14 protein-coding genes and 2 tRNA genes are annotated in these 17,262 nt (G+C 51.5%); 13 read left to right on the top strand and 3 right to left on the bottom strand.

All coding sequences use genetic code 11. The annotated features are described in order from the left end of the window. The first annotated feature begins 1 nt into the window (after nt 1). The 3 genes from ACXJJX_RS10535 (at nt 2) to ACXJJX_RS10525 (ending at nt 2,168) form a co-directional block, all read left to right on the top strand. On the top strand, nt 2–1,459 hold the full coding sequence (locus ACXJJX_RS10535; RefSeq protein ID WP_456434573.1) for a menaquinone biosynthesis decarboxylase: 1,458 nt from the start codon (nt 2–4) through the stop codon (nt 1,457–1,459). After that, nucleotides 1,456–2,013: a UbiX family flavin prenyltransferase gene (locus ACXJJX_RS10530; RefSeq protein WP_456434554.1), complete on the top strand. Its 558-nt coding sequence runs from the start codon at nt 1,456–1,458 to the stop codon at nt 2,011–2,013. Before ACXJJX_RS10535 ends, ACXJJX_RS10530 begins: the two co-directional genes overlap by 4 nt. Before the next feature lie 67 nt (nt 2,014–2,080). Further along, nucleotides 2,081–2,168: transfer RNA gene (locus ACXJJX_RS10525), tRNA-Leu, on the top strand. A 31-nt stretch (nt 2,169–2,199) separates the two neighbouring features. Here ACXJJX_RS10525 and ACXJJX_RS10520 read toward each other — a convergent pair. Then, entirely contained in the window at nt 2,200–2,970 is a 771-nt protein-coding gene (locus ACXJJX_RS10520) for a hypothetical protein (RefSeq protein ID WP_456434553.1), read from the bottom strand. Nucleotides 2,971–3,403: 433 nt separating this feature from the next. On the opposite strand from ACXJJX_RS10520, the gene ACXJJX_RS10515 reads away from it, so the two are divergent. Further along, nucleotides 3,404–6,058, top strand: a complete 2,655-nt coding sequence (locus tag ACXJJX_RS10515) for a PhnD/SsuA/transferrin family substrate-binding protein (protein WP_456434552.1) — start codon at nt 3,404–3,406, stop codon at nt 6,056–6,058. Here the strand turns inward: ACXJJX_RS10515 and ACXJJX_RS10510 are convergent. Both ACXJJX_RS10510 and ACXJJX_RS10505 read right to left on the bottom strand, forming a co-directional pair. Next, nucleotides 6,055–6,903 (bottom strand): UbiA-like polyprenyltransferase, encoded by an 849-nt coding sequence (locus ACXJJX_RS10510; protein ID WP_456434551.1) that lies wholly within the window; start codon nt 6,901–6,903, stop codon nt 6,055–6,057. The genes ACXJJX_RS10515 and ACXJJX_RS10510 overlap by 4 nt on opposite strands. Nucleotides 6,904–7,093: 190 nt before the next feature. Next, complete coding sequence (locus ACXJJX_RS10505; protein ID WP_456434550.1) at nt 7,094–7,393, bottom strand: DUF2325 domain-containing protein; 300 nt, start codon at nt 7,391–7,393, stop codon at nt 7,094–7,096. Nucleotides 7,394–7,518: 125 nt separating this feature from the next. On the opposite strand from ACXJJX_RS10505, the gene ACXJJX_RS10500 reads away from it, so the two are divergent. From ACXJJX_RS10500 to ACXJJX_RS10460, 9 genes are all read left to right on the top strand, one after another. Then, nucleotides 7,519–7,593: transfer RNA gene (locus ACXJJX_RS10500), tRNA-Gln, on the top strand. A gap of 234 nt (nt 7,594–7,827) precedes the next feature. After that, nucleotides 7,828–9,561, top strand: coding sequence for an ATP-binding protein (locus ACXJJX_RS10495; RefSeq protein ID WP_456434571.1), 1,734 nt, complete (start codon nt 7,828–7,830; stop codon nt 9,559–9,561). After that, nucleotides 9,551–12,874: an eCIS core domain-containing protein gene (locus tag ACXJJX_RS10490; RefSeq protein ID WP_456434549.1), complete on the top strand. Its 3,324-nt coding sequence runs from the start codon at nt 9,551–9,553 to the stop codon at nt 12,872–12,874. The genes ACXJJX_RS10495 and ACXJJX_RS10490 overlap by 11 nt, the downstream gene beginning before the upstream one ends. Continuing rightward, nucleotides 12,862–13,440 (top strand): Pvc16 family protein, encoded by a 579-nt coding sequence (locus tag ACXJJX_RS10485; protein ID WP_456434548.1) that lies wholly within the window; start codon nt 12,862–12,864, stop codon nt 13,438–13,440. The genes ACXJJX_RS10490 and ACXJJX_RS10485 overlap by 13 nt, the downstream gene beginning before the upstream one ends. Then, on the top strand, nt 13,437–14,039 hold the full coding sequence (locus ACXJJX_RS10480; RefSeq protein ID WP_456434547.1) for a hypothetical protein: 603 nt from the start codon (nt 13,437–13,439) through the stop codon (nt 14,037–14,039). Before ACXJJX_RS10485 ends, ACXJJX_RS10480 begins: the two co-directional genes overlap by 4 nt. Nucleotide 14,040: 1 nt before the next feature. Further along, nucleotides 14,041–15,651, top strand: coding sequence for a phage tail sheath family protein (locus ACXJJX_RS10475; protein WP_456434546.1), 1,611 nt, complete (start codon nt 14,041–14,043; stop codon nt 15,649–15,651). Nucleotides 15,652–15,663: 12 nt separating this feature from the next. After that, entirely contained in the window at nt 15,664–16,107 is a 444-nt protein-coding gene (locus ACXJJX_RS10470; protein ID WP_456434545.1) for a phage tail protein, read from the top strand. A 16-nt stretch (nt 16,108–16,123) separates the two neighbouring features. Next, the gene (locus ACXJJX_RS10465) at nt 16,124–16,489 is read left to right on the top strand and encodes a phage tail assembly protein (RefSeq protein ID WP_456434544.1); all 366 of its coding nucleotides are present in this window, start codon (nt 16,124–16,126) and stop codon (nt 16,487–16,489) included. After that, entirely contained in the window at nt 16,486–16,668 is a 183-nt protein-coding gene (locus ACXJJX_RS10460) for a DUF6760 family protein (RefSeq protein ID WP_456434570.1), read from the top strand. Before ACXJJX_RS10465 ends, ACXJJX_RS10460 begins: the two co-directional genes overlap by 4 nt. Nucleotides 16,669–17,262 lie beyond the last annotated feature (594 nt).

The raw sequence follows: 17,262 nt of genomic DNA, 5'->3' as shown, positions 1-17,262 counted from the left end.
GATTGCCTACAAGGACCTCAATCACTTTATAGAACGTCTGGAGGAAGAAGGAGAGCTTCTGAGAATAAAAGATCCCATAAGCCCGAAGCTTGAGATCACCGAGATTACCGATCGGGTCTCAAAGGCCCTGGGTCCGGCCCTCCTGTTTGAAAATGTCTCTGGCTATGAATATCCCGTCCTAACCAACGCCTTTGGTTCTGAACGTCGGATGTGTCTAGCCTTAGGGGTGGAGAGCCTCGAGGCCCTGGCCGAAGAAATCGCCACCTTCATCGAGGTTGAGGCCCCGGATTCCATAATCAAAAAGCTCAAACTAGTCCCCAAAATAAAACGTCTGGCCGGGGCCTTTCCCCGAATAGTTAAAAAGGCCCCTTGCCAGGAGATAGTCCTCCGTGGTGAGGAGGTAGATTTAGGCAGGCTTCCTGTTCTCCACTGCTGGCCCGAAGACGGCGGCCCTTTTATCACTCTCCCGGTCGTTATCACCAAACATCCAGAGACGGGTAAGCGCAACGTGGGTATGTACCGCTTGCAAGTCTTTGACAAACAAACCACAGGCATGCACTGGCACACCCATAAAGGTGGGGCCCAACACTATCGCCTGGCTGAGGCCCGCGGAGAACGACTTCCGGTGGCTGTAGCCATAGGGCCAGATCCCGCCGTAACTTATGCTGCCACTGCTCCGCTTCCAGACGATCTGGACGAACTTATCTTTGCCGGTTTCCTCCGTGGGGAACCGGTAGAGCTCGTCAAGTGCCAGACGATAGACCTGGAAGTCCCAGCCAACAGTCAGTTTGTCCTTGAGGGCTATGTGGAACCTGGAGAAAGGCGACTTGAAGGCCCCTTTGGAGACCACACCGGCTACTATTCCCTGCCGGACTACTATCCGGTCTTTCACGTAACCTGCATGACCATGCGCAAAAGGGCCATTTACCCAGCGACCATCGTCGGCCGCCCCCCCCAAGAAGATTGCTACATGGCCAAGGCTACAGAGAGGCTCTTTCTTCCACTCATCAAGCGGACCCTACCCGAGGTTGTCGATCTTAATCTGCCCATTGAGGGTGTCTTTCACAATCTGGCCTTTGTCTCCATTGATAAGCGCTATCCTGGCCATGCCCGCAAGGTAGCCTGCGCCCTCTGGGGATTAGGGCAGATGATGTTCACCAAGATCATCGTTGTCTTTGACAAGGAGGTCAATGTCCAGGATCTATCTGAATGCCTGTGGCGGATGACCAACAACATTGATCCCCGGAGAGACATATTCTTTGTTGACGGGCCGGTAGATGCCCTGGATCATGCCGCTCCTTATCTTCACTACGGAAGCAAGATGGCCGTTGATGCCACTAGGAAGTGGCCTGAGGAGGGCTTTCTGCGCGACTGGCCCCCGGTAATCGAAATGGATGAAGCCATAAAGCGTAAGGTAGAACCTATCTGGCAGAAGATCATCAAAAGGCTACGGAGATGAGGATCCTTGTGGCCATAACCGGGGCCTCAGGCTCCATATACGGAAAAAAACTCCTTGAAGAGGGTTCAAGGGCAGGGGCTGAACTTGAGGTCATCTTCTCTGAGGCTGGCCAGAAGGTTTATTCTTACGAGCTTGGGGAGCCACCTCAGGCCGTAGAAAGGCTTGTCCAAGCCGTCTATGTCGCCGATGATCTCTTTGCTCCCCCGGCCAGTGGTTCAGCCCACTATGAAGCCATGGTTATCTGTCCTTGCACTATGGGAACCTTGGCCGCCATCGCCCAAGGCCTGGCCAATAATCTTATCCATCGGGCCGCAGACGTCTTCTTAAAAGAAGGCCGCCCCCTTTACCTGGTAATCAGGGAAACTCCCTTTAATCAAATTCACCTGAAGAATATGCTCCGGGCCGCTGAGGCAGGGGCTATAATCTATCCGGCCATGCCCGCCTTTTATCATCATCCCCAAAGCCTTGAAGAAATGGTCATCTTTTTTGTCCGCAGGCTCCTCACCCGGCTAGGCCTCCCCGTGGATCACCCCCGCTGGGGTCAAAGCCCCTAGATCTGGCAGCACTTGCAGGCCAAAGGCGATCATGGTAAATCGCTTGGGCGTAAAGGTTAGGAGCCCTGCCGAGGTGGCGGAACTGGCAGACGCGGCGGACTCAAAATCCGCAGGGGCCAAGCCCCGTGGGGGTTCGACTCCCCCCCTCGGCACCAAAAATAGAGTAAATAGATTTGCTCAAGATAACTACTCAAAGCGCTTGCAGGAAACACCATAAATTAACCAATATCTATAATTCCCTGGCTCGACTATAATATGAATGAGACCTTCTGAATTTGGAGTTACTAGACCTGCCCACTCTTCATCTCCTATCTTAGTCAATCTTACCAGCTGATCATTTACAATAACGGAGTCATCTTTAATAGTATTAGTTCGAAGACGGATCATAAAAACCTTAGATAGATTCTGCCAGATCGGCTCTAAATACACCTTAAAATCTATATCCCACTTGATACCTTGGCGTATCTGATAGGCTACACCTATAGGACCAAGAACAAGAAAATTCTTTTCAGCCTGCTCTTTTAAAGAATAGGGGCCTATGATCCAAAACTCGGTAAAACCCCAAACGCGAAAATAACCGATTGGATTTCTATTGATCTCAGGAGGGGTGGAATATGGCCTTAACACTACCCCCTCATCTTTAGAAAAGAGAGATTCTGTAATGGCATTAGATTTTGCCTTGTCTACGATGATCCCCCTCTTTTGGGCTTCGGCTATTATCTGAGGAAGTTTAGCCTCAAGGACTCTTCGGCTTACCGGCTTTGGAATTTTGACCTTTGAGATCTTTAAAGGGTGAAATTGCCCAGCGGATTCTGCCTTTTGATCGGAATTATCATCGCTATTCTGCCTAGTTGGAGAAGGAGCTAACAGGCGCAACTTGGGCCTTTCAGCCCAGGTTTCACTAGAGAAAAAGAGACTCGAGACTAAAAAAAACACCAGAATCCAGCATTTTCTCATTTTCTGATCTCCTTTTTAAGGGATTTAATTTTTTATTTCAAAAAAAAGGTAAAAATCAACTTCTTTTTACCTGATCAATTCCAAAACAGGGTTTAAAGTGTCAAAAGGGATCCAAAAGATAAAATTTCCAGGCCTTAAATACCCGTTGAGGAATTTGCTTTGCGAGTAAGAACAAAATGGAGAGATAGGCCACCAAAGTTTTAGGTCAATTTGAATATGGAGGAATAGATGACTGATGAGAAGAGGAGAATCTTTACTTAAAGACTAAATTCAAGACTTCTTCTTTTAGAAGGAGTTTTACATTGGTATCTTTCTCCTAAAAGAGTCTTTTAAAAAGAAGGATCTTATCTTGATACTGTCAGATATTTAATCTTATAAATGCAGTAATAATTAACTTTCTCCTGCTTTTGACGATCTCTAAGTATAGACAGTTATGAAAAGAATAGTTTTATCCTTTCTTGTCGTCGCAATCCTTATCTTTTTAGGATCTCTCCCCACTTGGGGCAAGGAACTCAAGATAGGAGTCCTGGCCAAAAGAGGAAGGGTTAAGGCCCTGGAAAGATGGGCTCCTATGGTCTTTTATCTTAACCGAGCTCTGCCCGAGTATCGATTTCAGTTAGTTCCCCTTGATTTTTACTCCCTGAGGGGGGCCGTTCAAGCCGGAGAGCTTGATTTTATTCTGGCCAATCCGGCTATGTACGTAGAGTTTGAGGCCTTAAATGGGGCCAGCCGGATAGCCACTCTCAAAAACAGCCGTCAAGGAGGGGTCTATACCGTCTTTGGGGGAGTGATTTTCTGTCGAGCAGATCGACCGGACATAAAAGATCTCTCAGATCTTCGGGGCAAAAGATTCGCCGCTGTAAACCCTTACTCCTTTGGCGGCTGGCATATGGCCTGGAGGGAACTTAAACAAAGGGGGATTGACCCCCAGAGAGACTTCCAAGACGTACTTTTTTTAGACACCCACGATGAGGTCGTTTACGCCGTCCTCAACGGGGCCGTTGATGCCGGGACTGTTCGCACCGACACCCTGGAGACCATGGCCCAAGAGGGCAAAATCAATCTCAAGGACTTCCGCATCCTCTCACCAAGACAGTATCCAGGTTTTCCCTTCTTGGTAAGCACCAGGCTTTATCCAGAATGGCCCTTTGCTAAAGCCCGTCACACCCCCGATGACTTAGCCGAAAAGGTGGCCATCGCCCTTATGAAGATGCCTCCAGAGTCCCCAGCGGCATTAGCCGCAGGGATCGCCGGCTGGACTATTCCCAAAAACTATCAGCCCGTCCATGAATGTCTCAAAGAGCTCCACATAGGCCCTTACCAGGATTTAGGACGTTTCACCCTTAAGGAGGCCATCCGAAAATATTGGTACCTAGTAGGTCTTCTCCTACTCTTTGCCCTCTGCAATGCGGTGGTAGCCATCTATGTGGCTGGCCTTAACCGAAGACTACGGGAGGCCAAGGCTCAACTGGAGCGGGCTCGTAATCACCTTGAGGAAAAGGTTCGGGAACGAACTGCCCATCTCGAAGTCCTCAACCAGAAACTAAGGGAGGAGATCACCGAAAGGGAACGGGCTGAGGCCGAACTTTCGGCAGAAAAAGAACGTCTGGCCGTAACCATGGCCTCTATCGGGGAAGCCGTTCTTTCCACCGATGAAAAAGGCCGCATCCAGATGATGAACCGGGCCGCTGAGGAGATTACCGGCTGGTCCAGGGATGAGGCTTGGGGGCGGCCGGTAAAGGAAATCTTCCGCCTAAGGAGCGATGACAGGACCCAGAGCCCTGACCCTGTTGATCAGTGTCTGCGAGAAAGACAGCTAGTAGAGATAAAAGAAACCGTCCTACTCACCCGTAATGACAAGGAAAGACTCATTGAGGGGACCTGTTCACCAATCCACGAAAGAAAAAGCCTCATCGTCGGGGCAGTCATGGTCTTCCGGGACATTACCGAAAGAAAAAAACTCGAAGAGGAGATGCTTAAATCAAACAAGCTTGAGTCCCTAGCCGTCCTTGCCGGGGGTATCGCCCATGACTTCAATAACATCCTTACAGCCATTCTGGGCAATCTCTCCCTGGCCAAATACCAGATTGGAGAAGGAGATGTCCGTCTGCTCCTCGATCAGGCTGAAAGGGCCTCTCTTCGAGCCAAGGCCTTAGCCCAAAGGCTTTTGGCCTTTGCCAAGGAAGAAGTGGCCAGCAAAAGGGTGGTCTCCATCGCCGAATTGGTAAAAGAGGCCACCTCTTTTGCCCTGCGGGGGTCCCAGATCATGCCCAGGTTTGCTATCTCTTCTGATCTTTGGCCGGTTGAAGCCGACGAGGATCAGATTAGCATCGTCATCAACAACTTGGTTATAAACGCTAAGGAGGCCATGCCCGAAGGAGGACAACTTGAGATTTCAGCAACCAATGTCCACCTTGGTCCCGAAGACGGTCTTCCGCTTCCTTCTGGCCCCTATGTAAGGCTCTCCATAAGAGATGAAGGAGTTGGGATCCCCCCAGAGGTTCTGCCTCGGATCTTTGACCCTTTTTTCACCAGCAAACCTAATGGAAGCGGCCTGGGACTGGCCACCTGTTTTTCGGTCATTCGAAGACATGGAGGCCACATTACGGTAGAATCAGAGGTCGGACGAGGAACAACCTTCCACATCTATCTCCCGGCCAAGGGAGGTCAAAAAGCCCCAGGGAGAGAAGAAGAGCAGATCCCCCCCTTAAAGAAAACGGGGAAGATCCTGGTTATGGACGATGAGGAAATGGTCCGAGAGACCCTGGGAGAGATGCTCAGGCACTTGGGCTGCGAGGTAGCCTTCGCCAAAGAAGGCGGAGAGGCCATTGAACTTTATCAGCAAGCCCAAAAGGCCGGCCAGCCCTTTGACTTGGTGATCATGGATCTCACCATTCCCGGAGGCATGGGGGGCAAAGAAGCTGTGGCCAAGCTCCTTAAAATAGATCCCAAGGCCAAAGTGATCGTCTCTAGTGGCTACTCAAGCGACCCTATCATGAATGACTATCAGCATTACGGCTTCCAGGGGCTCCTCAACAAGCCCTACCGGATAACAGAATTGGTCAAGATACTGGAAGAACTCCTTTAGAAAAGGAACGAAAGCACTGTTGCCAGAAACATAACTATACTAATAGCCCCATTGAAGGTGAAGAAGGAAAGATCCATCCGGGAAAGATCCTCCGGAGAGATAACCACCCTTTGAGCAACAAACAGGGCCAGCGTTATCCCTAGCCCCAGATAGTAAATCCAACCAAGCCCCAACACCAATCCTACAAGAACAAAAAGGGCAAAGGCCAAGGCATGAAAAAAGGCCGAGATAGCAAAAGCCCGTCTGCGACCAAAATTGGCCGGGATGGAATAAAGGCCCACTTGTCGATCAAAGTCCTCGTCAAGGCAGGCATAAAGAACGTCAAAACCGGCCACCCAGAACATCACCCCTAAGGACAGGAGAAGCGGTTTCCAAGAGAAGACCCCAGTGACGGCAATCCAGCCGGCCAAAGGAGAAAGACCGATAGCCAAGCCCAGAAAGACGTGGCAGAGCCAAGTAAAGCGCTTGGTGTAGGAATAGGCCAGAATAACAGCCAGAGCTAAAGGTGAAAGCTTGAGGGTAAGGGGGTTTAGACGCCAGGCACAAAAGAAAAAAAGCCCTCCGGCCAGAGCGATCATCAACCAGGTTTCTCTCTGAGTAACCTCACCGGTGACCAGCGGTCGAGTCCTAGTCCGGGGGTTGGCGGCATCAAAGGAAAGATCTACCAAACGATTGAAGGCCATAGCCGCCGTTCGGGCCCCTACCATTGCTCCCAAAATATAAAGGGAAGTATCGGCTGGCGGAAGCCCCCTGGCCGCCAAGACAGCCCCCATAAAGGCAAAGGGTAAAGCAAAGATAGTGTGTTCAAACTTGATCATCTCCAGGAGTAGGCGGATCTTTCGCATGGGAACCGGCCCTCTGAACCTCAGATCTTTAAGGCCTCTAAAAGATAAAATAAAAATTGCCCGAATTCTATCTAAGTAAAGCATCTTTCCCATAAAAACTTAAAGGCCGGCCTTTTAAGCAAGACCATAATAAGCCTTCTGCCTTAAGCTACCTCGAGGATAAAAAGAGGCCAATCTGTGGTCTTCTTTTTTAGGTTTTGAGCTCTTTCCTTTGAACAAAATCGGCTAGGCATTTCTTAAGGCTGGAGAGCCCACAGGAGTGAAGTTGGATCAGGGGAATATCACACTCCCGATGGGCCTCTAAAACCTGCCTTCGGGCCTCATGGGAGACTTTATTGGTAAAGATGATGATCGCATCGACATTTCTTATCCTCCGTGAAAGCCTGGGAACCGACCGAGAGTAGATCCTCAGCTCTACCCCTCTTTTCCGGGCCTCGGTCTCGTATTCCTTCCGCAACCTATCCATCCCTCCTATAAGAGCAATACACATAAAGCTCCTCCAATAATTGAATCTAAGTCTCAATAATCTATTGATGGATATCTGTCAAGGAATTGAGGGGGGTAGTCTTATATAATGTTGACAAGGCTGCTGTGCTGGGTAACTTTTCTAAGGCTTCCGGGGTCGTCTAACTGGTAGGACATGGGACTTTGGATCCCAGTATCCAGGTTCGAATCCTGGCCCCGGAGCCATTTCAAATCACTCTGGCCAGTCCCTTAAAAACCTTCCCGGGGAAATCACCACCGCATCGATCTTCTGTTAATGCAATTAAGCTTTCAAATGTAGGCAAAAACATACAAGCTTAGAAAGTTTTTTAAAAATAATTGACCTTAAACACTAATTTTGCCTAAAATTTTCCAAAATAGACAAAAAGAGGAGAGGGCTCTTTGCTATCTGGTTTGGGCGAGGGAGGAAAATGGTTGTCCGTGATCAAGAAAGGCTTCGGACTAGGGCCTGAAGAAGAAAAAGTTCTTCTGATAGCCCTGGGCGCCGAAATCGGGGAACAAGAGATCGTCTCCTCCCTTAAGGCCGAAAAGCTCCTCTGGCCAACTCCAGGTTTTACCAGAAAACTCCTCAAGCTCAGCCCCCAAAAGATGAGAGAGCTTTTTGCTCCGGAAGGACTACTACGGTCATTATATCTCATAAAGTTTCTGGATCCTTTCCCTGAAGAGCCCTTCTGGCGCCGACCATATCGATTAGCGGATGGTCTTCTGGACAGACTCTTAGGCCTTGAACCTTCGGCAGAACGGTTTCAGGGCCTAGTTGAAGAGATCAGCCCTCCGGAATGCCAACACCTCAGCCCAGAAGCCAAAGAGATTGCCCGGCTTGGAATCCTGGCCAAGCAGCAAAGACGCCCTCTCTGGATTCAGCTTTCTGGTCCCCGGATCTCCCGGGAGGTAGTCCTCGAAGAGGCCCTTTTCCTCTTAGGGCTTTCCGGCTGGCGGATAAACCTTGATCTTTGGGGCTCAGAAGAAAAGGGGCTGGATTCCTTGGCCACTGTGATCCGAGAGGCCCTCCTTTCCGGTCGGGTCTTGATACTCGAAGGGCAGTGGCCAGAAAACAAGGCCCGAGCAGGTTCCGTTGTTGAGCGTCTTGGCTGGTTGGTCTTTAGCTTGGGGCCAGAACCTAAAAGGCTTTCCTCCAGATGGATTAAGGCCTTCTGGCACCTTGATCCCCTTAAGGCCTCCTATGGTCAGCAGATCTGGCAGGAGGTCTTAGGTGAAAATAAAGCCAGAGGTCTTCCTTTGGTAAGCCGAAGAGAGGCCTGGGGAGTAATGGGCCAGTTTTCCGGGCCCCAAAGACTCCATAGACCTCTTTGGATCGAAAATCTTCTTCTGGGGCGCGCAGAAAATGGATACCAAAGGCTGACAAGGATCATTCACCCCCGCCGGAGCCTGGACGATTTAATACTTCCCGAAGAAGAGTTTTTCAAACTGAGGCTTCTGGTCTCTTTTGTACGGGAAGCCTCTATTCTTGAGAACTGGGGACTTAACAGAATCATCTGGCCCAGGTTAGGCATCAATGTTCTCTTCCGCGGGCCATCTGGCACCGGCAAGACCTTAGCCGCCGAGGCCTTGGCCCAAGAACTCGGACGCCTTCTCCTTAAGATTGATCTCTCTGTGGTGGTTAGCAAATGGGTGGGAGAAACAGAAAAACGTCTCTCCCACGTCTTCGACTGCTTGACTTCCTCAGAGGTGGTGGTCTTCTTTGATGAGGCTGACTCCCTCTTTGGCCGGCGCACAGAACTTAAAGATTCCCGAGATCGCTATGCCAATCTAGAGATCAACCATCTTCTCCAGAAGATGGAAGAGCATCAAGGGCTGGTCATCTTGGCCTCAAACCTTACGGCCAATCTTGATGAGGCCTTCTTGAGGCGAATCGATATAGTAATCAACTTTCCCTTCCCTGATGAGGCGGCCCGGCTCCGGCTATGGCGGAAGCTTATTCCCCAAGAGATGCCCCTAAAGGAAGAGATCGACGTCTGCCAGCTTGCTCGTCGGTTTCGACTCACCGGAGGCCAGATCAGAAACGCTGTTCTAACGGCGGCCTTCCTTGGGGCCTCAAAGGGATGTGTCTCTAAAGAAGATCTGCTTCAGGCCATTGAGCTCGAATATCAAAAACTTGGAACTTCAACCCTGGAGAGCACCCTTGGGTCCTGACAGGAAAAAGATTTCTCAAAAGAGGAAGGTAAAAGGGCAGACCAAAACCGGCCGACCCCTGCCCCCTGCCCTTAGAAGACGTTTTGAGGCCCAACTGGGGGAAGATCTCCAAAAGGTAAGGATAATAGAAGGAGAAGTGGCCGAAAGGGTTGTCCGGACCCAAGGCGTCAAGGCCCTTAGCTTTAGGGATGAGATCTTTCTGGGGCAAGAGGCCAGGGAGCAGAAAAAAGAAAAGATCCTGGCCCATGAGGTTATCCATGTCATCCAGCAACGCAAATCCCAAGTAGCCCCTCAGGCTCTGAGACCCCGGGGCTCATTGACCGCAGCCGAAAGAGAGGCCCAGCTTTTAGGGGCCTTTTTGGCCGCAGATCTTGGACCTGTCCGCGTGAAGCAGCCTGCCTTTGGTCCCCTGGGCTTTGAGGAGCCTAAAGGGGGAGCCTCTTCCCAAATTCCCTCTTTTGAGATTAAGGGTCAGAACCACTTCAAACCTCCTGAACCTATAGCCCAGAAGATTGTCGAAGCTGGTCGGGAAGGCTTTGAAGTAGCTCTCCATTACGGAAAACTAGCCCGAGGGCTGATCCACATAAGGGCCACAGACCATGGCCCGGAAGGCCCCATTTTCTCTAGTCGGGAAACCGGTATTTTGCCTTTAAGGCGTGAGCTTCTTCCCGGAGTACCTTTGGCCCTTTTGATTCACCTCAGACGAAATCGGATCACCGGATACTTGGGGATAAAGGAAAGTCAAGGATTCCGGCCCTTAAGACACATTAACCAGCGCTATCTTAAGGACTATCCTCAACTCTTCGGCCTTCCAGCAATGGATCTTTTAAGAGGCATCAGGGTCGAGAATCGTCTTAAGGATGGGATTCTTAACTTTGCTATAAAGGATGTCCGTTTCCGACTCCTTAAGGCCTTTAAGGGAAGGCTCTCCTTGGAGCTCAAAGACGAGAGTCTGCTCCTCACTGAGGCCCAAGCCCAAATGGCCATCCAAGGTCTTTTTGAGACCAAAGTTGATTTCCACCGGGCCAAAGATGGATTTCTCGAAGGGGAGACCCAGGCGGAAGTCAATCTGGGAGCCCCAGCCAGGGGTAAAGTCGATCTCAGGTGGGACCGAGAAGGGCTTTCGGGAAAGGGGCAGATCTCCTATAGAAATGAAAAGTTCTCCGGGAAGATTGCTGTCTTTGTTTTCAGCAAGGACAAGACCCGAGAGCTCCTCGAAGCCAAGAACATTCCAGCCAGAGACTTAAAGAAAAAATTTGGAATCCTTGCCGAAGGAGACCTGACCTTTTCTTTTACCGATTGGCTCAGCGGAACAGCCCATGTGGTCATCGATCCCTTTGGGCACTTAACAGTCATTGGGGAAATAACTCCTCAGAGAGAATTTGAGCTTTTCCCCCAAAAGACCTTCCGTAAACCACTGCCTCGACTCGAGGCCCGGGCCAGATACGGTCTTCCTGTGGTGGGGAACATTTTTATCTTCATCGGGGTTGGCCTTGAGCTCTGGGCTATGATGGGGCCGGGTAAATTTTACAACATCCAGATCTCTGGAACCTATTCTACCGATCCCCAGGTGGCCAAAAATTTCGAGATTCAAGGAAGTATCAATATTTCTGCCGCCGCCGGGCTCGATGTCCGGGCCGAAGGGGGCGCCGGTCTGGAGATTTTGGCCCACGATATCAAGGCAGGCGTTGGCCTTACTGGCCGGGCAGGGGTCAAAGGCTACGCTGAAGCTGTCCCCATCATCGGCTACCGAGAACCGACCCCGGAGAAGAAAGGCCAATTCTTTATCCGCGGAGAGTTGGAGATGGCCGCCCAGCCTTTCTTGGGACTCGGAGGGGATGTTTTTATTAAAGTAGATTCTCCCCTTCTTTCCCCCCTTCCGGACAAGACCTGGAGGTGGCCTCTTTTTAACAGGCAATGGCCACTTCCGGGGACTTTGGGGATTAAGGCCCAGGTGGAATACGTCTTTGGCTCAAAATCCTGGCCTCGCATTGAATTCGGGCAGGTGGACTTTAATCCGACTAAGTTCATGAGCGATATCATGGCCAAACGAACTCAGAAGGGCCGAGGAAGCCCAAAGAAGGTACGGGGGAGGTGGCGAGAGAAAAACCAGCATGCCCTTCGTCCACCAGAGACCCGAGACTCCAAATCACCAGGGCTCAAAGAAGGTCTCCCTAAGGCCCCAGAGCCCTGGAGTCTCTCCCGAAAAGCCCGATCCAGGATCAGGCGACGCCTCCCGAGGAAGAAAAGGCCTCATACAACCTTTGAGCCTCCCCAGAAAACCAGCCGAAGATTCGCTCCCAAAGGGGCCGAAGTAGAGAGGGCTGACCGCCGAGGAGAGGCTGTTGAGGCCGTCAAGAAAACCCTAGCCCGCCTTCCCAAACCAGCCGACCGAGGCCGACTCAAACAAGAACTAAAAAGACTCAAGAAAAGATATGGTTTCCAGATTCTAAGGGCCCACTTCGCCTACAAGTTAGCCCATATATATGCCGAGATGAGCCCTGGTCTGGATTTGGGAACCATCCCCCTTAGGCCCTTTAAGACCTGGGGGACGGTCAAGGTTGGAAAACGACTGGTTAGTTATGAATACCGCCAGGACTCTCAAAGAGGCGGAAGGCTCATCTTCACCAGCCTTCTTCTCCCCCGGGCTAAATATGAAATTCCTTATATTCGCAAGAAGTACACGGCCAAGGCCATAAATGCCAATCTTCTCAAGCCGCTTTCCCCCCGAAAAGACCAGCAACGCCGCAAATGGTGCGAGAAGGTCTCTCCGATAGATCTCGGAAAACGGCTCGACGAGCTCGAAAGACTTGACCTCAAACGGGGATTAGATCCGGAGCTGGCCCGAAAAAGGAGCCAAAAGATCATCTCTCGGGGCCTTCACAAGATTCCTATCTGGTCAAAGACCGGAAACTTCTTCCCTCAGGTCAAACAGAATTTTGACGTCGATCACCTCATCGAACTCCAGCTTGGAGGACCGGACACCCTGGACAATTATATCCTTCTTCATTTTTCGGCCAATCGATCCTCAGGGATAGTCTTCAGGAACTATCTCTATAGTCTGAGGACAGAGGCCAAGGAAAAAGTCGAAAAAAAGCTCCAGGAAGAGGAAAAAGGGATCAAGGTAGAGGCTCTTTGGCTGAGGAAAAGGGCCGGCCAGCCTCCAGAGATAGGCGGCGGCCGGGTGGGACGGCGGCCTATCTGGACCAAAACTCAGATCCAGGCCGGAGAACATCTTCTGGTCCTCCGGGACAATCCCAACCTTTATCAGAAGGTTGTTGAGACATCCGGATCAAAGACATGTCCACTGTAATTTCCGCCGTAAGCCGAAGTCTGATCGAGATCCTAAAAGAAGGCCTTAAGGACCTTATCCCTAATCCCAATGAGGGAATAGTCCTTTCTTCTCCAGGAGACCTCGGCCCCTCCCATACCCCCAGGCTCTGTCTCTTTCTTTATGAAGTTAGGGAAAATGCCTATCTCAAAAACCGGGATCCCGAAGGTCTCAGAGGCCGACAGCGTCCCTGTTTGGCCCTTGACCTATACTATATGTTGACCACCTACGCCCCTTCCCAGATGGTCGATCGTACCGAGGCCACCCTGGAAGAATACCGCATCCTAGGACAGGCCATGAGGATTCTTCAGGAGCATAGTCTTCTAACTGACCCCTATCTTCGGGGAAGTCTTATGGGAAGTGGCCTTCAGCTGAGGGTCCTCTTCAATCCCATTCCCATCGAGGAGATGGCCCGGATCTGGAACGCCTTTCATACCCGTCCCTTCAAACTTTCTGTCTGCTATCTGGTCACCCCGGTGATCATCGAAACCGACGAGGAATCCTTGGCACCGACCAGAGAGATAAAGGTCTGTCTGGAGGCGAAATGAAGGAAATCATCCTCGTTCGACCCTCGCTGGTACTTCGTCTAAAAGACGCCTTTACCGGTCGACCGCCCCATCTCCCCTATAGTCTCGATCTGGCCGATGCCTTGGTAGCTGTCCGCCGCAACCGGCTTGAGGATCTGCTCCTTTATTCCTCTGGAGCCGGGCCTGGGAGGATCGTCATCACCAGCCCATATTATCGAAGGGTCAAAAGGGTGTTCTCATCAAACGATGATTTCCTCGAGATCCCTCTCTATCCTGGCCGGATTTATCCCTTCCCTCGAGGATCAACTGTGCTCAGTGGCCAGGTGGTTAAAGAGGACGAAAGCGAACCTGTCTTGGCCACGGTCATAGTCCGTCTTAAAAGCGAGACGATTGTCTCTCAGTCCGACAGCCAGGGTTTTTTTGTCCTCTTTCCAGAGAGGATCTCCCCCCAAGACCTAATCAGAACCAACAAGGGCTGGCTGATCCCCGGGCCAGACGGATCCGAGGAAGTGGAGCTGGAAATCAGAGCCTCAGGCTTTAAGACCCTGAGGCTTACTCTTCCTTGGCCCCTTGGCAGGATTACCTATCAAGGGGCCCAACTCAGCCCAGAGGGAGGTTAACATGCCTGAGTATCTTGCACCTGGGGTCTACATCGAGGAGTTTGAAATCGGGGCCAAGCCGATAGAGGGCGTCAGCACCTCAACTGCGGCCTTCATCGGCATAACCGAACGGGGGCCAGAGGCCCTCCGTCTGGTAACAAGTTTTCCGGAATACCAACGGATCTTCGGAACCTATGTTCCCTACTCCTATCTCCCTTATGAGGTAGAAGGATTCTTCTTAAATGGTGGCAAACGTTGTTATGTCACCAGGGTCCTAGGAAGTGAAGCCAGGGAGGCCTCTGGCCAGATCTCCCGAAACAACAAGGTTCTCCTCAAGGTCTCCAGCAAAGACAAAGGTGAGTGGGGCAACCGGTTGGTCCTGCTTCTCAGGGTTGATCCAAACACAAAAGAGGCTCGGGATTTAAACATCTTTTACTTCGTCCAAAAGCCGACCAAGGCCCTTAAAGATCTGGGCCTTGAAGGCAATAAAACAGAAGTCGAGCTCGATATAAGCCAAGAGGCGATCCAGAAGAAATTACGGACCTTAGTCTCTCTAGCCAAGGCCCAGGAGACCTTTCCCGTCTCCTCTGAGGAGGAGACTGCTTACGATCTCAAGGATGAAGTCCAAAAACGTTCCCTTTTCATCAAAATCAGCGAAATAGCCCCGGAAGGAGAATGGAAAAATCTTAAAAAATCCGTTCTTTTTGTCCTCAAAGGAGGGGCCAATGGCTCTTTTGAAGACAAGACCGTCTTCAGCACCCCTCTTGAGGAGCTCGAAAAGATAGAAGATATCTCCCTCGTCTACCTCCCCTACCCTTTGGTCTCCAATTGGGACGAGACCTGGGGAAGACCCTTTGAGAGCACAAGTTATGATTCCCTGATCCAGGATCTCATTGCCCACTGCGAGAACTTGATGGATCGTTTTCTGATCATCGATTGCCCTCCCAAACAAGACAAAATGAATGATGCCTATCTCAAGCCTCGGAGTAAATGGGATACTAAATACGCTGCCTACTACTATCCCTGGATCAAGATCTATGATCCCCTGAGCAAAAAGATCCAGATCGTCCCCCCGGGCGGCTATGTAGCCGGGGTATATGCCCGGAGCGACACCGAGCGTGGAGTCCACAAGGCTCCAGCTAACGAGCCTCTGCGCGGTGCAGTGGATCTTGAGTATCTCCTCAGCAAAGGCCAACAGGACATCCTCAACCCCAGAGGGGTCAATTGTCTGAGGGCCTTTCCAGGAAGGGGGATCAGGGTCTGGGGGGCCCGGACCCTTTCTAGTGATCCTGTCTGGAAGTACATCAACGTCCGCCGGCTCTTTATCTTTATTGAGAAGTCTGTGGAAAGGGCCATTCAATGGGTCGTCTTTGAACCCAACAGCGAACGCCTTTGGGCTCGGGTACGTCAGAGCGTAAGCGAATTTTTGATCCGGGTCTGGAAGGACGGGGCCCTGATGGGGACCACACCTGAGGAGGCCTTCTTCGTCAAATGTGACCGGACAACCATGACCCAGGACGAGATCGACAACGGTCGCCTGATAGTCGTCGTCGGGGTAGCCCCGGTTAGGCCGGCGGAGTTTGTTATCTTCCGGATCGCCCAGTGGGCGGGTGGATCGGAAATCTCTGAATAAAGGAGGGAAGCCATGCCTGTAGGACAGAGAAAAGACCCTTACCGCAACTTTCGCTTCCTGGTGGAGATAGACGGCATTGTCCAGGCTGGCTTCAGTGAGGCCACTATTGCCGACAGCAGCCAGGACGTAATCGAATACCGAGAAGGAAGCGACCCACCTACCTTAAGGAAGCTTCCCGGTCTGGCCAAATACGGCAACCTGACCCTCAAATGGGGCGTGACCGACTCCCTTGAGCTCTACCATTGGCGCAAGTTGGTCGAAGACGGCAAGATCGACCAGGCCCGACGTAATGTGGCCGTAATCGTCCTGGATGAGGAAGGGAGGCCTGCGGCCCGCTGGGAATTTCAAGCCGCTTGGCCCAGTAAATATGATGCCCCGGACTTAAACGCCAAGGGGAATGATGTCGCCATAGAGACCTTAGAGATCGCCCACGAGGGAATGAGAAGAGTCCAGTAAAACAGGAGGTTGGTAAATGCCGCTCCAGACAGAGTTCGAGTTCACCCTGCCTAAGGGCTACATAGATGAAAATGGGGAGGTCCATCGCCAGGGGATTATGCGTCTGGCCACTGCCGCCGACGAAATCTTGCCCCTTAAGGATCCTCGGGTCCAGAATAATCCGGCCTATCTGAGCATCATCGTCCTCTCCCGAGTAGTCACCCGGTTAGGGAGTCTTCCCGAGGTCAATCCCCGGATAATCGAGGGGCTCTTCCTGGAAGATCTTCTCTATCTCCAGGATCTATACCGCCGCCTTAATGGCGGGGGGCAATATCAGATCAAATCCCGATGCCCCCAGTGTGGGGCTGAAGTGGAGGTGAGTCTTTTGGCCCCGGGGGAATAGAAGGCTACCCCCTCGAGAACCTTTTCGAGGAGGTAGCCTTCATCGCCTACTACTTCCACTGGAGCTATGAAGAGATCCTCAATCTGGAACATAGAGAACGAAGACAATGGTGCCAAGAGATAAGTCGAATAAACCAAAAGATCAAAAAGGGATCCTCACCAGACCAAGGCCTCTACTGAGGTCCTTGGCCCTTTTAAAGTCTCCGGGGGCAAAGGTGAAGGCCTTCTCCGACTGGCTCCTCTCCCGCCATCGACCCCAGGTGGCCCCATCATCTTGTTGGCCGCCTTTAGGCCTTTTTTATCTGACCGCAGCCCCCCTCTGGAGGGGGTTATCCCTGATTCTCTTTCTCCCAAGGGGCCCTGCTCCCTCAAGGCCCTGGCTTTCAAGGAAGCAGGAAGCAAAGATCAGCTTATTTTCAAGGCCTATCCTCCAAAGCCTTTGGAGAAGAAGCCCCCTGGAGGCTGTCTTCCTCCCCCAGGGGACCGTGCACAAAGAGGCTTCTTTTCTAGAGGCCCCTGGGTCTCCTGGCAGAGATCCGCACCGTGGAGTTTGGAACCCTAGAGAAATCTCTCCGGATGGAAGACCTGAAGGCCTTACACACCCTTTAAAGCTCTGCTCGACAAAGCCCCTAACCTCCTCCAAAGTTTCCCTGGGTCCAGGAGGCTTCTTTTCAAGGCCCCCGAAGGCCCATTTAACCATATTGAGCTCTTTGGCCTCCTATCAGGTCTGGGAGACCGTCTCTTTTGGCCCGGTAGGGACCTTGAGGACGATGA

Source organism: Thermosulfuriphilus sp. (assembly GCF_054026695.1).
This window is presented reverse-complemented; position numbering and strand designations above follow the sequence as displayed.

Coding starts and splice junctions, on each gene's coding strand:
- ACXJJX_RS10510 (WP_456434551.1), bottom strand. CDS start 6,903: ATGCGAAAGATCCGCCTACTCCTGGAGATGATCAAGTTTGAACACACT.
- ACXJJX_RS10505 (WP_456434550.1), bottom strand. CDS start 7,393: ATGTGTATTGCTCTTATAGGAGGGATGGATAGGTTGCGGAAGGAATAC.
- ACXJJX_RS10465 (WP_456434544.1), top strand. CDS start 16,124: ATGCCGCTCCAGACAGAGTTCGAGTTCACCCTGCCTAAGGGCTACATA.
- ACXJJX_RS10475 (WP_456434546.1), top strand. CDS start 14,041: ATGCCTGAGTATCTTGCACCTGGGGTCTACATCGAGGAGTTTGAAATC.
- ACXJJX_RS10530 (WP_456434554.1), top strand. CDS start 1,456: ATGAGGATCCTTGTGGCCATAACCGGGGCCTCAGGCTCCATATACGGA.
- ACXJJX_RS10520 (WP_456434553.1), bottom strand. CDS start 2,970: ATGAGAAAATGCTGGATTCTGGTGTTTTTTTTAGTCTCGAGTCTCTTT.
- ACXJJX_RS10515 (WP_456434552.1), top strand. CDS start 3,404: ATGAAAAGAATAGTTTTATCCTTTCTTGTCGTCGCAATCCTTATCTTT.
- ACXJJX_RS10480 (WP_456434547.1), top strand. CDS start 13,437: ATGAAGGAAATCATCCTCGTTCGACCCTCGCTGGTACTTCGTCTAAAA.
- ACXJJX_RS10485 (WP_456434548.1), top strand. CDS start 12,862: ATGTCCACTGTAATTTCCGCCGTAAGCCGAAGTCTGATCGAGATCCTA.
- ACXJJX_RS10470 (WP_456434545.1), top strand. CDS start 15,664: ATGCCTGTAGGACAGAGAAAAGACCCTTACCGCAACTTTCGCTTCCTG.